This is a genomic window from Leptospiraceae bacterium (genome assembly GCA_024233835.1).
Lineage (GTDB): Bacteria > Spirochaetota > Leptospiria > Leptospirales > Leptospiraceae > JACKPC01.
In genome coordinates this window covers 1,840,257-1,863,218 of sequence record JACKPC010000001.1, presented here as the reverse complement: position 1 = coordinate 1,863,218, position 22,962 = coordinate 1,840,257, and the positions used below count along the sequence as shown (strand labels likewise).

Here is a 22,962-nt window from a genome sequence, read left to right as displayed (position 1 = left end):
ACTACATTATGTACACAAATCAAGATTTCATAATGGATAAATCAAAAATTAAAGCCTTGCTAATTATCAGTTCCGGTTGTACTGTTGCTGGTTTTTTCTGGGGTCTCATGTATTATTTCTTAGGCTTCAAACTGGCAACTATTTTACCTTTTGGATTTACCTTTTTTGTCGGCTCAGCCTTAATACTTTACCGTTACTTCAATAAATTAAAGCTTCTACTGTACACCCAGCTTTTTATGATCCTTATAATTCCAACCATCTTACAATGGACTCTCGGAGGGTTTCATTACGCAGGAATTGTTATCTTATGGGGAATCATGGCTCCTTTCGGTTCTTTGATTTTTCAACCCGCAAAGCACTCTGTTTTCTGGATAGTATTCTATCTTATGGCCATATTTCTGTCGCTATATTTTGATACAACATTCATCTCATGGGTAGAGATTATTCCTTCCGGAGCCATAATCCGGTTTTTCTACGGAATGAATATTATTGCGGTATCGATAGTTACCTTCATCGCTATATACTATTACAACTATACCCTATCCTTAGAAAAAGAAAAACGAGACAACTATCTTAACGAACTGAATAGCAATGTAGATATAATATTAGAAAATATAGAAGAACTTGCCAGAGGAAACCTAACAAGGCAAATAAATAAAATTCCAACCGATCCGATTATACAGCGCTTATTCAATGGATATAATAACTCAATAGAACTTTTGCGTAATATTATTTTAGAAATTACTACTAATGCTGAGAATGTTTCTATTTCTATACAGAAAATTTCTGAAACCTTAGAAGCTATAGAACAGGAAGTAAAAAAGCACAGTAAAGCTGCCAGTGATATAGAAAAATACTTCAATAAAATTCAAGATAGTATTCATATAATCCATGAAGAAATAAGAGAAAGTTATAAATTATCCAACAAAAACAAAACTCTTTCTTCCGATGGAGGAGAAGTCTTGAAAAATACAGCTGATAAAATGGAAAATTTAAACTCCTCCATCCAAACAACAACAAAACTTATAAAAAATCTTCACAAGAGCACAAAAGCTATAGATGATATTATTCTATCCATTAATGATATTGCAGATAGTACTAACTTATTGGCCCTGAATGCATCTATCGAAGCAGCAAGGGCCGGTAATGAGGGAAAAGGATTTTCTGTTGTAGCCAAAGAAATCGGAAACCTGACTTCCAACACGACACAGGCAACTAAAAAAATCACAGAAAAAATAAAAGAAATAAAAACCGGTATGGCACAGGCGAATGATAACTTCTCAATCACTTTAAAATTAGCCAGAGAAGGAAAAGAGTATGCAGGGGAAATTCGCACTGTTAATGAGGAAATTTTAGGTATCTCAAATAAGCTATCTCAAAAAATTTCAAAACTGGACAAAGAAAGTTACGAACAGCATAGCAACAGTGAAAATGTATCAAAACATACAATTGAAGTATTAGATAGTTTAAAAATCTTTATGGTAAACATACATAATCTATATGAATCATCCAGGGAGCTGGATTCTAATATGAAGAATCTTTTAGAGTCCACCAAGCAACTAAGGATATAAAAGGAGTTTAAATGCTGTTTATAACAAATCGTTTTCCCAGGCAGGGAATCAAAACAGAAATAGGAAGAAAATTTGATTTTGATCTGGAAATGAATGGGGCCAGTAACTCGATTTTTTTCTGCGAAAGCCATGGAGACTATAATACTGAAATCGGTGGGATAGCGTTCATGAACAATTTGAAGGAATCCAAATACCGCCAGGTTCTATTTTACATCCACGGTTTTGCCAATCTTCCCGATGAAATTCTAATGGCAGCCCGAGAATTTCAAGATCTATGTAATAAGAAAAAGCAAAATGAAATTCTCGTTATTCCCATTATCTGGCCCTGCGACAATGACTTCGGTATAGTCAAGGACTATTGGGATGATCAACAGGCCGCTGACCAGAGTAAATTTTCTTTCGTTCGACTTCTTGAAAAATTCAGGGAATGGAGATCATCCGATTCTCATAATCCCGATTCAGACCCCTGCATGAAGCGAATCAATATTCTGGCTCATTCTATGGGAAACCGGGTACTGCGAGAAACCATGAGTCACTGGAGTCATGAATTTTTACCCAAGGGTGTACCTATGCTATTTCGAAATATTTTCATGGTCGCAGCTGATGTGGTAAACGAGACACTGGAAGAAAAAAAACCTTATGGAAACCCCATCTGCGATGCCGCCAGAAATGTGGTAGTGTACTTTGCTTCCGATGACCTTGCCTTACGTGCCAGCAAGGCAGCCAACCTAAAAAACAAAGTTGCATCCAGAAGACTCGGCCATACCGGTCCCGAAAATTTAGATTTAACCCCCAAAAATGTCTATTCAGTAGATTGTGACGACATCAACCAGACCTATGACCCTCCCATCGGGCACTCCTATTTTCGCTCCGGAAGAGTAAAGGGAGAGCCGGGTCTGGTATTTGAACATATTTTTTCGGTTTTGGAAAGTGGAAGGGTTTATCCGGATGATGAGTATCGACGTAGCAGCATCCTGAAAGAAAAATAAAACAAAAGGAGAGTACAAGAAATTCTTGTACTTAAAAATTTATTGTTTGAAATTTAAAGAAAGGGACTAAAAATGGAAAACCACCCCCACGTTAGCATAATTTCAGGGTAGAATTCTGGAAAAAAAAGGATCTTATGTCACATGAAGGTTAACGATTTTGCCCATTTGCATCTCCATACTACTTATTCCATGCTGGATGGAGCCATTCGCATTTCAGAATTGATGAAATACGTGAAAGAACAGGGTATGACTTCGGTAGCCATAACTGATCATGGAAACATGTTCGGAGCCATCGAGTTTTACAAAGAAGCAAAAAACCAGGGGGTGCGTCCTATCATCGGCTGTGAGTTTTACGTAGCTCCCAATCGAAATACAGAAAAAGAACTCGATACCATTCCCGATGGAAACGCTTACCATCTCGTTCTACTGGCCAAAAACGAAACTGGATATAAAAATTTAATCAAGCTGGCCAGCCGTTCCTACACAGAAGGCTTTTATAAAAAACCCAGAATTGACTATGATATCCTTTCACAAAATGCAGAAGGAATCATCTGTTTGACAGCCTGTCTTGCCGGTGAAGTTCAGAGAAAAGCCCTTGAAGGAAAAGTTACAGAAGCAACAGCCCTGGCCGGCAAGCTAAATGAAATATTCCGAAAGGAAGACTTCTATCTTGAAATCCAGAACCACGGTATCAAAGAACAGAACATTGCCGCGAAAGTAAACTTTGAAATTTCCCAAAAAACCGGAATTCCTCTCATCCTGACAAACGACTCACACTTTTTAAAAAAGGAAGATCAGGCCGCTCAGGATATTCTGCTCCGCATCGGGATGCAGAAAAAGATAGACGATGAACTACAATTTGGTTTCAATGAGGAGTTTTATGTAAAGAATCCCTTTGAAATGTCCCAACTTTTTCCTGAACTTCCCTCTGCATTCACTAATACCCTCGAAGTGCGAGATAAATGTAATTTGGAACTTTCTTTCGGCATTCCTCTCCTTCCTGATTTTAAAGTCCCGGAAGGAGAAAATGCAGATTCTTTCTTGGCCAAATTGGTAGAAGAAGGAATTTTAAAAAGATACGGAGCTGTTACAAAAGAAATTCGAAACCGCGTTGATTTTGAAATGGATACCATTCGAAATATGCACTTTGCCGGATACTTTTTAATCGTTCAGGATTATATCAACTTCGCTCGAACTGCCGGTATTCCTGTCGGACCGGGGCGGGGTTCGGCTGCCGGCTCTATTGTTGCCTATGCTTTAGGAATTACAAATATAGACCCTCTCCGCTACCGCCTACTTTTTGAAAGATTTCTAAACCCCGACAGGAAAGACATGCCCGATGTGGATACAGATTTCTGTGTAGAAAGAAGGGAAGAAGTTATCAACTATATCCGGAACAAATACGGTGAAGAAAGAGTTGGTCAAATTGTTACCTTCGGTAGTCTTGCTGCCAAGGCTGCCCTTAAAGACGTGGCCAGAGTATTAAACATTAGTTTTGCAGAATCCAACGAAATTAGTAAAGCCTTTCCGAATAAACTCGGAATGAGTATAGAAGAAGCCTTAGATACCTCAAGTGACCTGAGGGAATATAAAGAAAGAAGTGATCTGAATAAAAAACTTTTCCACATTGCAAACCGTCTCGAAGGAAACTATCGACAACCCGGAAGACACGCCGCTGGTGTGGTAATTGCACCGGAAGCTCTGGAGAATATCGTACCGCTATCAACAGTTGCCGATAAAGCAAAAGGTCAGAGAGCTATTGTTACTCAGTATGATAAAAACCAACTGGAAAGCGTTGGACTTATCAAAATGGATATTCTCGGTTTAAAAAACTTAACCACTATCGACTGTGCCCTACACCTGATAAAAAAACATCGAGGAATTGATATTGATATTGACGCAATTTCTCTTGAAGACAAGACCACATATAGCTTATTAAGAAAAGCAAATACTCTCGGAGTGTTCCAGTTAGAATCCACCGGGATTACAGACCTTGTAGCTCGTTCCCAGGTTAATACCTTTGAGGAAATCGTGGCCCTGATTGCCCTGTATCGCCCCGGCCCTATGGAGTCCGGAATGTTACAGGACTATTTGGACAGAAAAAGTGGAAAACAAAAAATTGTATATCCACATGCCGATTGTGAGCCAATCCTAAAAGAGACCTACGGGGTCGCTGTATACCAGGAGCAGGTGATGAGTATTTCCAGAGTCATTGGTGGTTTTACCATGGGTGAATCAGATATGCTCAGAAAAGCTATGGCCAAGAAAAAATTAGATCTCATGACAGAACTCCGGCAAAAATTTGTAGAAGGGGCTCTAAAAAAAGGCCATGGTGAAAAATTTGCGGAAGATCTGTTTGACCTCCTTGAAAAATTTGGTGGTTATGGTTTCAATAAATCACACTCGGTTGCTTACGCCATGGTTACCTATCAGACCGCCTACTTAAAAGCAAATTATCCAACTGAGTATATGACAGCATTATTAATTTCCGATGAAGACGACACCAGCCGTATCGTGAAATACGTCAATAATGCGAGAGAAATGGGAATTCAGATACTAAATCCGGATGTAAATGAATCAGAAGCATCCTTCTCCATTCCCGTAAATAAACAAATACGATTTGGAATAGGCGCTTTAAAAGGAGTGGGTATAGCCCCCGCAGAAAAAATCTTCGAATCTCGAAAGAAAAGAAGTGAACCTTTCACCTCTCTGGGTGAGTTTTTAAGAGAAATAGACTATAAAAGTATTAATAAAAAAGTTTTGGAAGCTCTCATCCAATCCGGAGCTCTGGACAGCTTTGGTTTTACGAGAAAATGCTTATTAGAATATATTGATACACTGGTACACTACGCACAAAAAGAGCAACAGAGTAAAAAACAGGGACAGGTTTCCTTATTTGCCACTTCCTCCAATAGCAGTGATGATTATTCTCTTGTGCTTCCTAAAGATGCAGAAGAGTGGGAAATTGATGATAAACTTCGCAGAGAAAAGCTGGTTACAGGGCTCTACCTATCCGGCCATCCTCTCGATAAATACCGCGGTCGTCTTAAAACCTTATCCTATTCAACGATTGAAATGCTCGATGATGTTTCATCCGGAACCAAAGTTGAACTCTGCGGGATTATAACCACTCCCCAGGTAAAATATACCCGGAAGAATGATGAGTTTATAAACTTTAAGCTTGAAGACTATACAGGAGAAATCGATTGTACGGTATTCCCCAAAAGTTACCAGACATATAAAGAAATCATCAAAGAAGATCAGGCTGTTTTCATTAAAGGTGTATTAGATAAGATTGAAATTGGAGAAGCCGAGCTACGAGGACAGTTAATTGTCAATAGTATTGAAATATTAGATGATACAAATCTTGAAAAGCGCTTAGAGAAAGCTTTGCATTTAAAGATTAATATGGATGATTTTTCCGATCAATCTCTGATTACCCGCTTATATTCTGCCCTGACAGCTTACAGAGGAGATTCGGCTGTGTTTTTTCATCTATGCAGCAGTGCCAGAGAAAAAAGGGTAATTCGGGCACATCCACATTATTCCGTAGAACCCAATAAGGAACTATTTACAGAACTCGGTTCTATGCTGGGAAAAAATGCAATTTTTATGACCGTGGGTGAAGAGCTAAAAAAAATCGAAGTATAAAGGAGAGACTATGAAAGTTGGAGTAATCGGAGCCGGAAGTTTTGGAACTGCTCTCGGAGCTATTTTAGCAGATAAAGGATATGAAGTTGAACTCTGGGCACGAAGCCGGGAACAGGCAACTATCATCAATGTAGAAAATAAAAATATTAAACATTTTCCGGAGATAAAACTTCCTAAAACCTTAAGTGCTTGCATAGATCTGGAAAAAGTAATTACCGGAAAAGACCTGATTATCAGTGCTTGCCCTTCCCAGGCTCTTTCTTCTGTTTTAAAAGACATCCGGGATAAACTTCCCGATGCACCTATTGTGTCAGCTTCTAAAGGGATTGAGAATGGCTCCCTGCGCCTTGTTTCGGAAATATTCGAAGAGGAGCTTCCGAAACGACTGCATAAATACCTATCTTATCTTTCAGGACCAAGTTTTGCTATTGAAATTTTACAAAAATTACCTACTGTTGTTAGCATTGCCTCTAAAGAAGAGTCTATTGCCAAAAAGGTTCAAGAAGTATTCAGCCATTCTTATTTTCGTTCCTATTGGACCCATGATGTAACTGGAGTTGAGGTCAGTGGTGCCTTGAAAAATGTGATTGCCATTGCTGCCGGAGCAGCCGACGGTTTGGGATTTGGGCAAAATACACGTTCCGCTATCATAACCCGCGGTCTAACCGAAATTACCCGTGTAGGTGTGAAATTGGGTGCAGATCCTTTGACCTTCTTAGGTCTTGCCGGGATGGGTGATTTGGTATTGACCTGTACGGGAGCTGCATCCCGCAATAGAACGGTGGGTTACAAACTCGGTCAGGGGATGAAGTTAAGCGAAGTATTAGATGGAATGAATGAAGTGGCAGAAGGTGTAAAAACCTCCAGGAGTGTGCACGATCTCGCTCTAAAACTCGAAATTGAATTACCGATTATGGAAGAAGTTTATAAAACCTTGTATGAAGATAAACCTGCTGTAAAAGCAGTTAGTAACCTTATGAGCAGAGATTTGAAACGTGAAGGTGTTATCCATTAATTTATGCTATTTATTACTATGGCTTTGCCTGCTGAGGCAAGGCCTCTTATCGATGCCTATAAATTAAAAAAGAACACAGCTATTCGTTTATGTTCTCTGTATGAGGGAGAAGACATTTCCCTAATTGTTTCAGGTCCGGGGAAGCTAAAAATGGCTCTTGCAATGAGTCACATTTTTACTCAGTCCCCTCCTTCTGAAAATGATTTTTGCTTAAATTTTGGGATATGCGGAGCAACTTCAGAGAAGTATTCCATCTCCACAGCTTACCTTATTAACCGGGTTCAAGATTTCGGAAATAAAAAAGAATATTTTCCGGATATTCTTTATTCTCACACATTCTCTGAAGCTTCCCTCTTCACATTCGATACCCCTGTATATTCCCGGGTAGAAGGTGTATTTGGACTTATTGACATGGAAGGAAGCGGTTTTATGGAAGCAAGTCGAAACTGGTTTTCTCCGCATCAACTCAGCCTTTTAAAAATAGTTTCTGATTATCTCAAGCAGGAAAAAATGGAAGCAGATTTTGTTCAAAAACTCATTTCCTCAAATATTCAATTTATCGAAAATTATAAAGTTTTAATAAAACCTCAAAAGAAGGGCTTCAGAAGTAAACTACCATCCGAACTAATGGAAAAAATTGCATTAATAGAAAAATCTTTAAAACTCAGTCAGACATCCTGTCTTATCCTGAAAGAAAACATTGAAAACCGATTTGTTCGGGAAGAAAATGGTCTGCACGAAATCCTAAATCACTTCATAAACCAAAAATCAAAGGTAAAACAAGAAAGCAGCCATATTTTAAAGCAACTACTCAATGCTTTAAAAAACGATATTTCTTTTTAAACCCAAAATAGCTTATAAATCTAATTTGAGTTGACAAATAAGGGTGCTAAAAAAAGATTTACATAAACTAAGAAATTAGGGGTTTTTCAATATGGAAAAAGAAGTAAAAGATGCGTTAAACTTTTTTATTGGTGCGGCAACCACTTTCAAAACAGAAATCGACAATTTAAAAGAAAAAATTGAAACTGAGTTTAAAGGCCTTGCAGATAAAGGTTCTCAAGACACCAGTGAAACAGCCATGAACGTCCGTAAATATGCAGAAGAAACGATTCAAGAATTTGAGAAAGTTTCCTCCGACATGAAAGTTAAGTTTGAGGATGCTATGTCCAAAATAAAGCAACTTCTTCCGGCAGAAGGTAAGGCTGCTGAAGGGGAAAGCAAAGAAGCTTAATTATCCGCCTTATTTACATAACGCAAAGAGTGGATCGAAAAGAAGCTCTTTGCGTATCTTTCTTTTTAATCTTTTAAGCTTTCCTTATAATTGTAATAAGCGTATAATTTTTTAATAGTGTCCTCTTCTTTTATTTCGAATCGTTTTATCAAAGTTTCAACAGGGTTTCCTAATGTGTCTTCATAATAAACCTCAAAAGAACTCAGGTTTTGTAAATTAGAAGAGTTCATTTTATATCGTAGAAGTTCCTTGATAAATTCTTTTTTCTGCTCAAAGTTTTCATCAAAACTTTTTGAGTTTGTAAACAGAATCTTCATCAAAAGTTCAATGCTAATATGGTCTGAAGCCAATAATGAATACTCAACCGAATTTTCTGCGATCTCACAAAACATTTTCTTCCAGGCTTCGTATTCTTCTCTTTCATAATTCTTACACCTATAAGCCTGACAAATCGAAGCTCCATAAAAAGAGAAATTCTGACTGAGAGGATCTTTACTCGCAAAAGGATGAATCATACATCCAATACGTTTTTTTTCCTCATCTATATAAGATAAGTAAGGACAATTATAAGTAGTAGGATCCTGCTTTGGTAATTCCGCTTCCAGTTTCTGCCTTTCCTGTCTATACTGCACTACCGAGTGCCGAACAGAAAAGTCCACCAGATTTTTGAAGCTTTTGTATCTTTCCTTTAAAAGCTCTTCCTGTTGGATTCTATTCAAGAGAAGATTGAAAAACCCGCAACAAGCCCCGCAGGAAAACTTATTTTCATCACCGGAAGGCTGGCAAAGACTCATACAGCTTCTTTACTTTCAGTTAGATCCGGTAAGGCATTTTGAACATCAAAACGAAGTTCTTTTGATTTATCTATAGAAGTCACCTTAATTCCACTTAAAGGTAGTAAAGCTTTTTTTTCCTTGCTATACAGTACTATTCGACCGCGATATTTTTCCACCTGCTCCTCGAGATAAGTATCACCGGGTTGATGAACCGTAGAATAATCCGGCCAAATCCCACTGAAAAACAAGTGACTATTGGAATCTCTCGAAAGAAGAACAATTTTGTTAGCTTCAAATTCATCAGACTCGATCAAGAGGTTTTCAAAATAGTATTGATAGGTAATCATATACCCTTCTATATCTTCTTCCCGAATTCCTCCAATACGATATTTATTAATCCAATCGACCATCTTATTAATCACATCCCGATTCGAATATAAGATTTTCATAAAAGAGTCCATGAACATGGAAATTTCTAATTTCTTGAAATCCCAGATGCACTGATATATTTGCTCCCACCAGGTTTTAAGTTTGAATTCAAAAGGGTTATTGTTCCCCAGAGATTGAAAGCGATGATTGCTAAAGACAATAATCCCGATTAACCTTGAGTAGTCTTCAAAACAATTAATGACAGCCTCCATCGCTTTTTGATGGCCGCTTTCTTCCATCTCCAGATCTAAAAATTCTTTATAAGAACGGGCTACCGGTGTGGGATAAAAATTAATAATAGAATTTGGATTTATAATTTTTTGAATATTCTTTTCCGGTTTATTAATGATAATATAACTTGGAGGACCGTGAAGAGAATAATTGGCCCAGGTTAAATCCCAGGATTCATAATTCCGTCTGGCATATTCCTTTGCTGTAAATAGTGATTCCCCGATACTTCTATCGTTAAGTAGGGAAAGATAAAAACGAATGGTAAAATCCAGTGTTTTTTGATTATCTATGATTTCCCAATTAGTCCCTATAAAACATTTGATTCCGGACATAAGAAAAGAACCGGCGAAATAATTCATAATTCCGTGACTATTATTATAACGCACATTCTTACTGGAATCACAGGAATTACTAAAAACCAGGTCAGTAGAAAAACCACAGTTCTTTATTTCACGGGCCTTTAAAACCTTTCCATTCGATAAAAGCCAACCGTTTTCCAGAGGTTCATCAGAAAAATACAGGTGACCGGAATAGTGAATAATATGCTTATCTTTTATAAGGGATAAAAGCTTAAGTTTGGTAATCTGTTTTCCTCCAATGAAGGAAATATCCAGCTTAGAAGGAGAAATTTTGGATTTTAATGTTTTAAAGAGTTCTTCACCTTCTTTTTCTGCCCATTCCAGATCCTCAGTTGGATCGATAATAATAAGCATACGCAACTTATCTTTCTCTATAGGAGAATTACTTCTGTAAGCCCCTTTTACAGTCTTTCCTATATAAAACTTATCTGAAAGAAAACATTCTCCATTATGCAATAATTCCCAGGGAATATCACTCAAACCCTGATCAATATTGAAGTGGAGGTATTTCTGATTGGTCATTCGTAGCTTTTCAGCTACCTGGGCAGGAAAAAATTGCAAAAAAAATGTTTCTCCGAGAATTTTTAATTCTTTCAGGATATCAGGTCGAAAGCGAGTTGTATCGCCTATATTAGAGTGAAGGGCCTGTGAGACCTTGGATAAATTTTCTATTTCCTTGATATATTCGAATATCAGATCTTCATCCATTACGGACTGAAGATGGGATTCTGCATAGGTCTCCCCATCGAAAAGTATATTGAATACGTTTACATTTCCTACCCTATCTATGAGCAAGTCTATCATAGTAAGATAGACTTTATTCTACTATAATTCTCAGGTCAAATGATTTTGTGTTTCCGTTTCCTATAAATTCAATGTTGTACAAACCTTCTTTTAAACCCGGAAAGGTAAGAACCCCATCTTCATTAAAAGATTTGGAAAGAATTAAGCGCTGGTTCTTTTTTAAACTTACATGATCATAAACCGGCTTCTTATCTGAATGAAATTGAATACAAAGATAAGCTTCTTCTGAATTCTCTTTAAACAACTGGTATGTCAGGGCACTTTCTTTTTCCAATTTCTCAGAAATTTTTAAAGAACTACCTCTTTCCATTGTACTACTGTTAGAACGAACTGCCGGTGCAAGTTCATAAGCAAAAGAAACTTCAGAATGAAAGAAATTTGACTCCAGTAATTTCATACCGAATTTGTGGAGCTTCACAACGAGGGATTCTTTTTTTTCTTCTTTTTCTTTTAACTGCATACTCACAAAATTTAATAAATTTTGAGGAACCGAACGTAATTGGCTTTTGTCTGAAAGTGCTTTTTCAGCTTTTTGTAAATCCAGCTCTTCTCGGAAAGATGAATAAATACTGTTTGGATTATAATTTTCTAGATTAAATTCATTTTCTCTTCTCAAAATAAAATGAATAGCTTCTTCTGCCTGAAAATAATGTTTCATAATATCTTCTTCCATATCTTCTTCCATATCTTCAGATAGTACATGGTTTTCTAAACTGATAATTTCCAGGGCTCTATCTTCCATGTGTTTTCCGGGTGTTTTATTATCTGGCTTTTCCATGGCATCCTCTTTTTGTATTAATCGACGACCCAATAATGCTAAAAAATTCCTTCTTTTAGAAAAAAAGGGAATCTAACTTAATTTTTTTTTCACCTTCTCAATCACCCGTTGCAAGGCAATACTTACGCTACCTTCGGGAATTTGCAAGAGATTCGAAATAATTTTATACGGAGTCCTGGTTAAAAAATGACCTTTATCCCGCTTTTCAAGCAGCTTTCTTCTCTGCTCATATTTTTTCTTTAATGACAATTCTATCTTATCTTCAACCGGAAGGTTATCCTGAAAATGATAAACTTTTTCCTTTTTGTGAGCCTCTTTTAAATCGAGGATGTTCATGTATAAAGAGGTAATTTTATCCTCAGATTTAATTCTCTCTTCCTCTTTGTCACTTAGGTCCGAACGAATTTCTAAAATTTTTTCTTTCAGTTCTTCAACTTCCATTCCCGTTTTATCCAGAATAAACTGGATTTCATCATCATTCAGGTTTAAATAATAAATATAGGCAAGCTTAAATGTGACACGACTTTCAAGTTTTATATCAGAAAGAGCATAATAAAACTTCTCTGTAAAAGCACGGGCCGATTCCTTCAGATTGCTCAATTCATCCGGTTCATTCTCTATGGTAGAGTATTCCATTCCACTGGAGTTAAACTTCACACTATCGACCATACGAAGTTCTTTTTTAGTTCGTTTCCAGTCGATAAGCATGTTCCTTAATACTGTATAAAACCAGGTTCGAAAGCTTGATTTCCCCTGAAAAGAATGGAACCTTTTTCCGGATTTCAAACGCTCAAAGGCATACAGGAAAAAATCCGAAGCATCATCTTCAGTCATGTGGAACACTTTCAGGGGAAAATTATAAATATCCTGTGAATAGATTTCAAAGAAATCCCTCAAAGCGTCTTCTTCCCCTTTTGCGCAGGCTTTAACAAGATCGATTGTTTTTTCTTTTGCTAGATTCATGCCCTGAATATAAATTTCGTAATAATTATATAATTTAAGGTTAGACTTCAATTCATGCAATAAATAAATGAACTTACTATGAAAATAATTTGCAGATGGCTATATCTACAGGCTATTCTTTTTTCCTTTTTAATTCAACCTATTTTCTCAGATACACACCAGAGATCCTTCATCTGGCCTGTTAAAACTACAAATATTTCAGATAAACTTTCCTCTCTTTTTGGCGAGTCCAGAGGGGATCATTTTCATAATGGACTTGATATTTCCTCTATTAATGAGCCTGTGCTGGCCATGGAAGATGGTAAAATTTTATACTCAAGGTATAAATCCGATTCTCCCTTCGAGGAAACCCTCGGTCCCGGCAATGTTGTCTGGCTCAGCCACGGTCGCGGGTATTTGTCTGCCTATTATCACATGAAAGCGAAATCCAGAAAAAATGTTTTTGAGAATTTGGATTTAAAAAAGGGAGAAAAACTGGGTGTAACAGGGAACACAGGACACTCAAGCGGGGCACATCTTCACTTTGTAATTGCTTCTCATTACGGAAAAAAAATCATTAACCCCCTTGATGTTCTTCCGCCGGTTATCGACTCTCACCGCCCTATTTTAGGTGCCCTGATTTTAACCATAGGAGAAAACTATACTTACATTAATGATGGGGACAACATTAACCTCTCGCAGGGATATCCGATTTCCATTATAGCTATGGATAGAGGAGAAAAATCCGGCCAGAAAAGAGGTCTGCATGGAATTAAGTTTTCACTAAACGGGAAACCTGTAAAACAAAGCACATTTAATTATATAAGCCTATTTAAAGGTCGTTGGGTTAACGATTCGGGCATAAGTTTTGATGAGCTTTTTTTCAGAGGTAATTATTATCTCGGTTCTCCGGATCTTCCGGCAGGATATAATACAGTGACCGTAGAAGCCTGGGATTATTTCGAGCAAACCACCCGTAAAGAGTTCCGTTTTCACGTAAATCGAATCAATCGATGAATACCGAAATACAAAGAATAGGTAAACATTTAGAATTTTTTTTAAAACAAATAAACCGAGATGACTATTCTAAAAATCTTCCTCTTATTCTGAATGCTTCCATCGGAGAACACACAAGGCATATCCTGAATTTTATAGAAAATTTACTTAAAGGTCTACAAACAGGAGAAATTTGCTATGATAAAAGAAAGAGGGATACTGGTATTGAATCCGAGCCCGAGAGAGCCTTAGAATTATTGTTTCAAATTTTTTCCCTAATTCAAAAACAGGATTTAAACCAGAATATTGAATTGAAACTTGTTGTTAAGCGGGACAAAGATTTATTTATAAAAACAAATTTTTCAAGAGAATTGGTTTATGTATTAGAACACAGTATCCATCACATGGCAATTATTCAAATCGCAATAAAAACTCATTTTCCGGAAATTCAATTACCGAAAGAATTTGGTTTTGCTCCATCCACAATACAATATAAATACAAAAATATAAAGAAATAGTTGACCATCCAGTAAAAAGGATAATTTTATGTAAAATAAAAGGTCTGTTATGCGCAGGATTTACAAAATTTTACTGGTAGAAGATGAAGAAATCAATGGCAAAATACTTTCTCACACAATGGAGAAATATAACTTCTCGATTGACTTTGCACTCGATGCCAATGCTGCCTTTCGGCTTTTCAACCCCAAAACCTATGATTTGTTAATTGTCGATATTCGTCTTCCGGGCCTGGATGGTTTTGATGTTATCCAGAGGATTCGGGAGCAGGAACCGACCATACCTGTAATGATGATAACAGCCTCCGAAAGAAAAGAAAACGTAGAAAGGGCCATGCAATATAAAGTACAGGCTTTTCTTTTAAAACCTCTTATCCCCGAAAGGCTAAAGCGAAAAATCTTACAGACCCTAAGTATACAGGAAGACGAACTATTCAGTAAGCAACAAAATCCTTTTCAATGCTCTGTAAAACAGGTATCCAATATAGAATTAGAAGTCAATCTGAAAGGTTGTCCGCTTCGCAAATTAGATGTGGGTGATGTATTAAAAGAAACTCTTTCTTTTTTTGCGAAAAATAGAGAGATCTCCTACATCGACTTTGATGTGGATGAAGGACTTTTATATTATCCGGATAGTCTCATCATGCTCGACGAAATAGTGGCTCGCATCTTAAAAAGTACGCGCCTTCTTCCTGCTGAACTGTTCTTCAAAGGTTTATATTTTCAAAATGTGGAAAAAAAAGAACTCCAAAAACTTCCCCATTTATCACGTTGTAAATTTCAAACCCCGGTTCCTCTCAGATAAATTCCTTCGGAATTGTTACCTCTCTTAAATAGCTTGCACTTTCCTCCGGGATTGAAGAGTTAATAAACATACCACTTCCTAACTCAAAACCGGCTTGCTTGGTTACACGTGGAATAATGGATAAATACCAATGGTAATATCTCGTATTCATGTCAGCAAGTGGGGCTGAACGAATGGTATAATTATAATCAGGATTCCCCAGTCCATAATAAAGACGTAACAATACTTCTTTCAAAATTGCCGATAGATCTTTCAATTCGGATTCGCTTATCATATCATAAGAGGAAGCATGATAACGCGGAAATATCCAGGTATGAAAAGGAGATAGAGCCGCATAAGGAATAAAAGCTAAAAAGCTATCATTTTCAGCAATGATTCGGGATGCGGTAGCAATCTCATCTAACAAAGTTCTACAAAATATACAATTCCCTGTATCATCAAAATAACGTATAACTTCCTGGATCCGGGCTCGAAATTGATAGGGAACAACGGGAGTGGCTGCAATTTGGGAGTGAGGATGCTCTAAAGAACTCCCGGCAGCTTCTCCATGATTTTTAAAAATTACGACAGCTTCTAAGCGTCTATCATTCCGTATTTGCATATATCTTAATTTATAAGATAATAATATATTGTAAATATCAGACACCGGTAAAAAAGCAGTTGGAACATTGTGCTTGGGTGTATCAACCACAACCTCATGAATTCCTACTCCGCTTATATTATTATAAAGTCCATCATTCCAGCGATTCCTTTCTCCCTCCGGAGAAAGAGCCGGGTATTTATTTTCTATGATTCGAACCTTCCAATTTCCGATTTCCGGGATCCTTAAAATTTCTCTGGTTCCGAGTGATTCATTTCCGGCACAAAAAGGGCAGTTGTCTTTGTAAGGAGGAATTGTATTTATATCATCCTGTTGCTTTGCAAATTCATGAGGACGTTTGGCTCTTTCCTTTGCTATTATCACCCAATCTCGAGTTATGAGGTTTTGTCTTATCTCTGACATACACTCCTCCTTCTATTTAGACTTTTTATTACTATAAACAGAAGTAAACTACAAATTTTTCCTTGTTTTGCACGCACTATATACAGGAGTTTTTCTTGACTTAAGAGGTTCTTTTTTAGTTTAACCGAACTATGATAATAACTCCAATACAGATCCGTTTCAATGATTTAGATCCTATGAGGCGAGTCAATAATGCCAGTTATGCGGCTTATCTTGAATTGGCTCGCATGGACTTTTGTAATCGATATTTTCCTATCGATAGCCTTGAAGATACTCCCTTTGTGCTGGTAAGGGTAGAAATGGACATTCAAAACTCTCTCGGTCCCAATGAAAAAGCAGAAGTTAGAACTATCGTTTCTCGTATCGGTCACAGCTCCTGGGAATTTTATGCTGAAATTGTAAACCCTGAATCAAACAAAATATATGCCAGGGCGAAAACTACGCAGGTTTATTTTGATTACAGAGAAAATACCAAAAAAGTGATTCCTGAAAGTTTTAGAAAAATCTTAGAAACAGAGATGCAATAATTTTTCTTTTCTTATACTTTACAAAAGTTTAAAGTCTCTCAGATTGTTCAAAGGAACTTATTATGATTTATACAGAACTCGGAACAAGCGGACTCAGAGTCAGTAAAATTTGTCTTGGAACCATGACCTGGGGAGAGCAGAATACAGAAAAAGAAGCCCATGAACAATTGGACTATGCCAGCGAACAGGGTATCAACTTCATAGATACAGCTGAAATGTATCCGGTTCCACCGAAAAAAGAAACTTATTCACGCACAGAAAGTATTATAGGAAACTGGGATAGACTCCACAAAGAAAGAGATAAGTTCATCCTGGCTACAAAAGTAATCGGGCCTATGAGAACCGACTACATCCGAAGCGGCATAAACCGGCTGGATAGGGAAAATATCACACAGGCAATAGAAGCCAGCTTAAAAAGACTCAAAACAGATTATATCGATCTCTATCAATTACATTGGCCTGATAGACACACAAACTTCTTTGGAAAGTTGGGTTATGAGTATAAGGAAAATGAAGAAATTACTTCACCGGAAGAAACCCTACACGTTTTACAGGATTTAAAGAAACAGGGAAAGGTTCGCTTTTTCGGTTTATCCAACGAAACACCCTGGGGAGTTATGGAATTTTTAAAAATTTCAGAAACTAAATCTCTTCCGAGAATGATAAGTATACAAAATCCTTATAATCTATTAAATCGAAGCTTTGAAATAGGTCTTGCTGAAATTAGTCACAGAGAAAATGTTGGATTACTTGCATATTCTCCCCTTGCCTTTGGTGCATTAAGTGGAAAATATAGAAATGGTCAAAAACCGGAAAATTCCAGATTAACTTTATGGACACGTTTTCAACGCTATAAAAATGAAAGAGCCATTCGAGCTACTGACTTATATTGTGAACTGGCTGAAAAAGCCGGTTTACTTCCATCCCAAATGGCCTTAGCTTTTGTAAACTCCCGCTCGTTTCTTTGTTCTAACATCATTGGTGCAACAACAATGGAACAACTAAAAGAAAACATAGATAGCATCCAAATATCTCTCAATAAAGATGTATTAGAAGAGATAGATAAAATTCACCTTGAAATCCCTAACCCGGCACCCTGAGGAAATAATATGAGAATAGATGGAAAACCTGTCTACCCGGAAAATGAAGCTTCTGTTTTTTTACGAACTAAATATAACGGTGGCTGCTTTGGCTGTCTATACTGCAAAGAAGAATCCTGTATGTATGAAGAAGAATCCAATGTAAATTATGGAAGGAAAGTAAGCCAGGCTATGATCTGCCAGTTCTATAGAGAAAAACAAATAACTTAAAACTTGTAAGAGAATCTTCTTATATATACTACTCTTGTATATATGCAGCTTTATTTTTCATGAAAGGTGAACTGGTTCTTTCCCTTTAGCTTGGACTTATACATAGCGATATCTGCACAGGCGATGAGTTTTTCTAACTCGTTTGCATCTTCCGGGTAAAGGGCAATTCCCATACTGCAACTTACCCCTATTTTAATTGTTTCATTAATCTCTATCTTTTTGGAAACAAAAGTCAAGATCCGTTTGGCTACTTCTATAATAGCAACCTTTCCTGATACATCGTGTAAAAGAATGATAAACTCATCTCCTCCCAGTCTTGCAATAATGTCCGATTCCCTGAGATATGCCTTTACGGTTTTAGAGAAACTCACCAATAATTTATCACCAACATCATGCCCGTATGTATCATTAACTTCTTTAAAATCATCTAGATCAATAAAAAATAAAGCCAGATTTTTATTGGAACGATGTGCATACAACATAGCTGAATTTGCCAATTCATTAAAAAGATATCGATTTGCAAGACCGGTTAAGAAATCATATTTGGCCATACGTTCTATTGCTAGTTTAGAATTTTTTAAATCTGTTATATCCTTACTGATTCCAATCAGACCGATAACCTGTCCATCTTCTCCAAAAACCGGCCTTTTACTGGAACTTACCCAGCGTAATTCTTTATTCTTATCGTAATAAGGCTCTTCATGATTGATTAAAGATTGACCGTTTTCAATGACGGGTTTCTCAAATTTAAAGTATTCTTCGGCATGTTCCGGAGGAAATATATCAAAATCCGTTTTACCTATCAACTCACGCCAATCTTTATGACCCGTTAGCTCAGCAAAAGCCCTGCTGGTACTGGTAAAGCGATGCTGGCTATCTTTGATATAGATAAAATCCGGTGTATTTTCTAAAAGAAATAAGAAATCCCGTTTCAAAACTTCCAGTTCTTCAACTTTCTTCTTCAAATCCTGAATTTCTTTTTCTAATTCTTTCATTTCTTTCTCCATATACTATAAGAGATTACCTTGAAAAAATATGCAATACCAAATAATATAGATTCTTTACCAGAATAAATTATAGAGAAAATTGATTTTTTTTCTTTTTTTGTAGCTTATTTTTATATATACAGACCTATTGTATACAGAATGAGTTCAAACATACTTTCACCCGATGTATATTTTCCTTTTGAGGAACTTGAAGAAAGAGTACAGTTCATTAAAGATAAAGAATATGAAATTTATGATTATTACTCTACCCTGTATGGCACATACAGTCAAAAGGATAGACTTTCCGGAAAAGAGGAAAAAGTATTCATCGACCAGAGCGAAAGGGAAGCGGGAAAATATTTAAGTGAACTGATTCATTCTGAATTTCCGAATGATACAATTCGGGGAGAAGAACTTAAAAATATAACAGGAAATAATGACTTCTCTTGGATTCTGGATCCCATAGATGGAGGTTTGAATTTTCTACGGGGAATTCCTTATTATGCGATTTCCTTTGGAATCCTCTTTCGGGAATCCCGAGCAGCCGGTGTGGTTCTCATTCCGGAATTAGATGACTTATACGAAGCTATCAAATATAGGGAAGCCTTAAAAAATGACGAGCCTATAAATACCTCCAAAGTCAATGTTCTTTCCAACTCTATCCTGATACCGGCCTATCCTCAGGATAGAAAAAAAACCGTATCGTCCCTCATCGCTGAAATATCAGCTACTATTGTATCAGGGCATTCTTTACGCAGAACAGGTTCCTTCTGTTTGGACATGTGCTGGCTGGCAGAAGGAAGAGTAGAAGGCCTATGGGAAAAAAATCTAACGAAAGAAGATTTAGCTGCGGTTTCAATAATCTTAGAAGAAGCCGGAGGCATGATAACCGATGAACACGGTAAGCCCTTCTCTGATACTTACACCGGGATCATTGCCAGTAACGGACATATACACGAGAGTCTGGTAGAACTATTAGAAAAAAGCCATAAAAGCATTCACTTGAATTAGAAGTAAAGATAAACCAGTATACGGATATACCTGCGGTATATTGCACTTTCTGAGTGTGGATACGGGTCTCTCACTCAGCAACCAAAAAAAGTTCCGGGAATTATCCCAAAAGTCCAGTCTAACCTGCATTTTTTTTAAAATAATAGTCCAAACTGCATTTTTCAAACCCTTTATAATAGAGGGTCACATGAATAAACGAAAACTCAGAAGAACCTTTGATGAGGTTTTCAAAAAACGTGCTACTTCATTTTTTGAAAAATTTGCTAAAGTAGAAACAGAATACGAACTTCATCGCTTACCTAGAAAACTAGATGTTCTCGTGATTGAGAGCGATAAACCTATAGGAAAGCACCTTGACTTAATGAACTATTTTAAAGAATTCAATATTATAGAGTTTAAGTCGGAGAATGACAGGTTCGGAAGAAGCTACATATATAAATTGCTATATTATATATCTGCATTATACTTAAGAAAGAAAAAAGGCATTACTTTGAGCCTTATATCTATGTACAAACCTGAAACATTCATAAAGGAATTTAAATTTATCTCAGTTAAGAAGGGTCTGTATAAAATAACAATTCCCAATATGATAGAAATGCATCTTATTATCGTTTCCGAGTTAGAAGAAACTGCGGTAAAAGAGTTAGATTTTCTCTCCATATTTATGAACCGCAAAAACCGGAAAAAGATAATTCGAGATGTAATAAAAGAAGGAAGAAACGAGGATTTGAAAGATATTTTCCTGCTTTACAAAGAAGAGATACAGTCTATATTAGAGGAAATGGGAACGAATATGACAGCCATAGAAGAAAGAGTCTGGGAATTAGCCGAAGAATTTGGAATCAGGGAAAAAAGTATACAGGAAGGCAGAGAACAGGAACGTCTTCTGGCCAGGAAACAAATAGAGAAAACACAAAATCTTGTGAGTATTCGCGAAAAGCGAGCAGAACATAAAAGTAAACTCAGGACTGCAATAAAAATGAAGCGTGCAGGCTTCACTCTTGATTTCATATCAGAAATGACTGAAATCCAGGAAGTCTATCTGAAAAGATTTTTTAAAAAAAACTTACAACTGTAAGGGATAATTGCAATTACTACTTACTTGTGCGTCCCTTTGTCCGCTCCAGCCGGGATATGCTTTTCTGTTAAGCAAGCATGTTAAAGATGTCTTCTGAGTATATTAGAATAAAGCCATAAAAGCATTCACTTGAATTAGAAGATTACTGCTCAATGCAGAGCAAACTCTTTGTTACCCAATTACAAACTCCCAGTGCTGAAGAAGCTTCTATGGCATCGCTGTCGGACTTATTTGCAAAGCCAATAGTTCCATCACCTGAGGAACTATTAGTCCAATCATCGCAATTGATGCCGGAAAGTGCAAAGGTTGTGGTAAGACCGGTCCAATAATAAGCAGCAGAACCCGCCATAGAGGCCTGCCAGTTACCACCGGTAAAGTCATGAATTGAAGAAGAATTTGTTTTAAATATACAGGTTCCATCTGTTTTAAAATATCTAATATTGGCTTGTAAAGGCCAGTCTTTTGAAAGACTCCTAGCGGTACCACCCAATAATGCTTTAAACGTTTTTCCCTTCGGGGCATTGGCATCTGAATTACACTTTGAATCGGCAGCACTGACTCCTCCCAAATTTCCATTATATTTTGTAGCAGTCATAAAAATGATTTTATCAAGATTGGTACCGGTTTTTATAAGAGCGCAGCCTCCATCATTTAAACCGTAACCCCTCAAATTTATAACATACAGACTTTCATCACTATCATTATTCGCGATACTTAAAGTAGCCTGTCTCTGTCCGAGACCGGAAGGTGTAAATTGCAAGCTAAACGTAGTATTGGAAGAAGCTGCAACCGGGCTTGAAGCTTGCGAAATAATAGAAAAGTCGGAAGAATTAGCACCACTGAAACTCAAAACAGGACTTCCGCTTAAAACCAAATCTGTGTTTCCTGTATTTTGGATGGTAAAGGTAATTACTTCTGAAGAGGAAGCATTCCCCTGGTTTCCAAAATCATAATAGGAGGTTCCGGAAACTAAATTTGTGCTTCCCTGTACGAGATTTATTTCCGGCCCGAGCCCCGTTCCTGTAAGTTGAATCGTAAAGGTTCCTTCATCGCTATCATTACTTAAAATAGTAAGGGTTGCCGTATACGTCCCACCCACAATGGAACTGAATTTGATAGAAAAGCTTGTAAAACCCGATGCAGAAATATTAAAAGCTGGCTGAATTTCTACACTAAAGGAAGCTGCATTTGCTCCGCTGAGACTTACCCCGCTCAGGCTAAGTTCGGAGTCTCCCGTATTATTTATCGTGAATGTTCGAGTAGAATAATTGCCGGGATCTAGTGCACCAAAATCGTAACTTCCTCCCGAACTAATCGATGTTGAATTCTGACTAACTTCAATTTCCGGTCCTGTTGTGAGCCCTTTTATATTGATAATATAAGTACCCTCATCCGGATCGTTACTGGAAATTGTAAGTGTAGCATTAAAAGTTCCACTTGAAGAAGGCGTATAACTTACGACAAAACTACTACTGGATCCGGCGGAAATTGTTCTTACCGGCTCTGCAATTATCTGATAAGAAGAAGATGCTTCTCCACTCAGGGAGGGAGATGTCTCCTCAATATTTAAGTCTAAATTTCCCAGGTTAGATAGGGTAAACGTAACAAAGCTAGAATTCCCCGGACTGGAACTAATTTGATAGGCACTTCCACTGAGATATTCCTGCCCATCTACCGAAATGGATATATCAGGGGTCGAAGTATTACCAATTACTAAGAGATTTTTTAAATTTACAGAAGGTGTAGGTTCTAATACGCAGGAATGTAGATGAAACATCAGAAAAATTATAAACGTTAATCTCAATAAAAATTTCATTTCAATCAATCCCTGTTAAGACGATTATAACACTCCATCATAGAACGTGTCAAACAAATTTAGTGAATAAAACAATTTAAAAGAATAATCTTATTCCTGAATCCTGAAAAAGTGCCTTGTCAGTAAAAGGAAGTTC

At 37.0% G+C, this 22,962-nt stretch carries 21 protein-coding genes; 14 read left to right on the top strand and 7 right to left on the bottom strand.

Annotation, left to right across the window (positions count from 1 at the left end; all coding sequences use genetic code 11):
- Window positions 1-8: 8 nt before the first annotated feature.
- The 6 genes from H7A25_08495 to H7A25_08470 all read left to right on the top strand — a co-directional run bounded on the left by H7A25_08495 (window position 9) and on the right by H7A25_08470 (window position 8,460).
- Window positions 9-1,571 carry a hypothetical protein gene (locus tag H7A25_08495; GenBank protein MCP5499927.1) on the top strand — a complete coding sequence of 521 codons (1,563 nt, stop codon included), beginning with the start codon at window positions 9-11 and terminating at the stop codon, window positions 1,569-1,571.
- A gap of 11 nt (window positions 1,572-1,582) precedes the next feature.
- Entirely contained in the window at window positions 1,583-2,560 is a 978-nt protein-coding gene (locus H7A25_08490; protein ID MCP5499926.1) for an alpha/beta hydrolase, read from the top strand.
- Between the two features lie 141 nt (window positions 2,561-2,701).
- Window positions 2,702-6,211, top strand: coding sequence for a DNA polymerase III subunit alpha (gene dnaE, locus H7A25_08485; GenBank protein ID MCP5499925.1), 3,510 nt, complete (start codon window positions 2,702-2,704; stop codon window positions 6,209-6,211).
- Between the two features lie 10 nt (window positions 6,212-6,221).
- Window positions 6,222-7,226: an NAD(P)-dependent glycerol-3-phosphate dehydrogenase gene (locus H7A25_08480; protein MCP5499924.1), complete on the top strand. Its 1,005-nt coding sequence runs from the start codon at window positions 6,222-6,224 to the stop codon at window positions 7,224-7,226.
- Between the two features lie 3 nt (window positions 7,227-7,229).
- Complete coding sequence (locus H7A25_08475) at window positions 7,230-8,069, top strand: hypothetical protein (GenBank protein ID MCP5499923.1); 840 nt, start codon at window positions 7,230-7,232, stop codon at window positions 8,067-8,069.
- Window positions 8,070-8,160: 91 nt separating this feature from the next.
- Window positions 8,161-8,460: a hypothetical protein gene (locus tag H7A25_08470; GenBank protein MCP5499922.1), complete on the top strand. Its 300-nt coding sequence runs from the start codon at window positions 8,161-8,163 to the stop codon at window positions 8,458-8,460.
- 65 nt (window positions 8,461-8,525) lie between these two features.
- Here the strand turns inward: H7A25_08470 and H7A25_08465 are convergent, their stop codons facing one another.
- The 4 genes from H7A25_08465 to H7A25_08450 form a co-directional block, all read right to left on the bottom strand.
- Window positions 8,526-9,254, bottom strand: coding sequence for a hypothetical protein (locus tag H7A25_08465; protein MCP5499921.1), 729 nt, complete (start codon window positions 9,252-9,254; stop codon window positions 8,526-8,528).
- Window positions 9,251-11,059 (bottom strand): CHAT domain-containing protein, encoded by a 1,809-nt coding sequence (locus tag H7A25_08460; GenBank protein ID MCP5499920.1) that lies wholly within the window; start codon window positions 11,057-11,059, stop codon window positions 9,251-9,253. Before H7A25_08460 ends, H7A25_08465 begins: the two co-directional genes overlap by 4 nt.
- A gap of 13 nt (window positions 11,060-11,072) precedes the next feature.
- Window positions 11,073-11,837 carry a hypothetical protein gene (locus H7A25_08455; protein ID MCP5499919.1) on the bottom strand — a complete coding sequence of 255 codons (765 nt, stop codon included), beginning with the start codon at window positions 11,835-11,837 and terminating at the stop codon, window positions 11,073-11,075.
- Window positions 11,838-11,909: 72 nt separating this feature from the next.
- Window positions 11,910-12,800 (bottom strand): sigma-70 family RNA polymerase sigma factor, encoded by an 891-nt coding sequence (locus H7A25_08450; protein MCP5499918.1) that lies wholly within the window; start codon window positions 12,798-12,800, stop codon window positions 11,910-11,912.
- Window positions 12,801-12,878: 78 nt separating this feature from the next.
- On the opposite strand from H7A25_08450, the gene H7A25_08445 reads away from it, so the two are divergent.
- The 3 genes from H7A25_08445 to H7A25_08435 are packed head-to-tail and all read left to right on the top strand — an operon-like array spanning window position 12,879 to window position 15,095.
- The gene (locus tag H7A25_08445; GenBank protein ID MCP5499917.1) at window positions 12,879-13,796 is read left to right on the top strand and encodes a M23 family metallopeptidase; all 918 of its coding nucleotides are present in this window, start codon (window positions 12,879-12,881) and stop codon (window positions 13,794-13,796) included.
- Entirely contained in the window at window positions 13,793-14,293 is a 501-nt protein-coding gene (locus tag H7A25_08440) for a hypothetical protein (protein MCP5499916.1), read from the top strand. The genes H7A25_08445 and H7A25_08440 overlap by 4 nt, the downstream gene beginning before the upstream one ends.
- A gap of 49 nt (window positions 14,294-14,342) precedes the next feature.
- Entirely contained in the window at window positions 14,343-15,095 is a 753-nt protein-coding gene (locus tag H7A25_08435; GenBank protein MCP5499915.1) for a response regulator, read from the top strand.
- On the opposite strand, the gene galT is transcribed toward H7A25_08435, so the two are convergent.
- Window positions 15,088-16,098, bottom strand: coding sequence for a galactose-1-phosphate uridylyltransferase (galT, locus tag H7A25_08430; GenBank protein MCP5499914.1), 1,011 nt, complete (start codon window positions 16,096-16,098; stop codon window positions 15,088-15,090). The genes H7A25_08435 and galT overlap by 8 nt on opposite strands.
- A gap of 131 nt (window positions 16,099-16,229) precedes the next feature.
- Between galT and H7A25_08425 the strand changes: the two genes are divergently transcribed.
- From H7A25_08425 to H7A25_08415, 3 genes are all read left to right on the top strand, one after another.
- Window positions 16,230-16,625: an acyl-CoA thioesterase gene (locus H7A25_08425; GenBank protein MCP5499913.1), complete on the top strand. Its 396-nt coding sequence runs from the start codon at window positions 16,230-16,232 to the stop codon at window positions 16,623-16,625.
- Window positions 16,626-16,687: 62 nt separating this feature from the next.
- Window positions 16,688-17,725 (top strand): NADP(H)-dependent aldo-keto reductase, encoded by a 1,038-nt coding sequence (locus tag H7A25_08420; GenBank protein ID MCP5499912.1) that lies wholly within the window; start codon window positions 16,688-16,690, stop codon window positions 17,723-17,725.
- A gap of 9 nt (window positions 17,726-17,734) precedes the next feature.
- Window positions 17,735-17,935 carry a hypothetical protein gene (locus H7A25_08415; GenBank protein MCP5499911.1) on the top strand — a complete coding sequence of 67 codons (201 nt, stop codon included), beginning with the start codon at window positions 17,735-17,737 and terminating at the stop codon, window positions 17,933-17,935.
- Window positions 17,936-17,985: 50 nt separating this feature from the next.
- On the opposite strand, the gene H7A25_08410 is transcribed toward H7A25_08415, so the two are convergent.
- Window positions 17,986-18,930 carry a diguanylate cyclase gene (locus tag H7A25_08410; GenBank protein MCP5499910.1) on the bottom strand — a complete coding sequence of 315 codons (945 nt, stop codon included), beginning with the start codon at window positions 18,928-18,930 and terminating at the stop codon, window positions 17,986-17,988.
- A 150-nt stretch (window positions 18,931-19,080) separates the two neighbouring features.
- Between H7A25_08410 and H7A25_08405 the strand changes: the two genes are divergently transcribed.
- Window positions 19,081-19,932: an inositol monophosphatase gene (locus H7A25_08405; GenBank protein ID MCP5499909.1), complete on the top strand. Its 852-nt coding sequence runs from the start codon at window positions 19,081-19,083 to the stop codon at window positions 19,930-19,932.
- A gap of 187 nt (window positions 19,933-20,119) precedes the next feature.
- A complete protein-coding gene (locus tag H7A25_08400) occupies window positions 20,120-21,010 on the top strand; it encodes a hypothetical protein (GenBank protein ID MCP5499908.1) in 891 nt (296 codons plus the stop codon).
- Between the two features lie 142 nt (window positions 21,011-21,152).
- Here the strand turns inward: H7A25_08400 and H7A25_08395 are convergent, their stop codons facing one another.
- The gene (locus H7A25_08395; GenBank protein MCP5499907.1) at window positions 21,153-22,826 is read right to left on the bottom strand and encodes a choice-of-anchor D domain-containing protein; all 1,674 of its coding nucleotides are present in this window, start codon (window positions 22,824-22,826) and stop codon (window positions 21,153-21,155) included.
- Window positions 22,827-22,962: the final 136 nt, after the last annotated feature.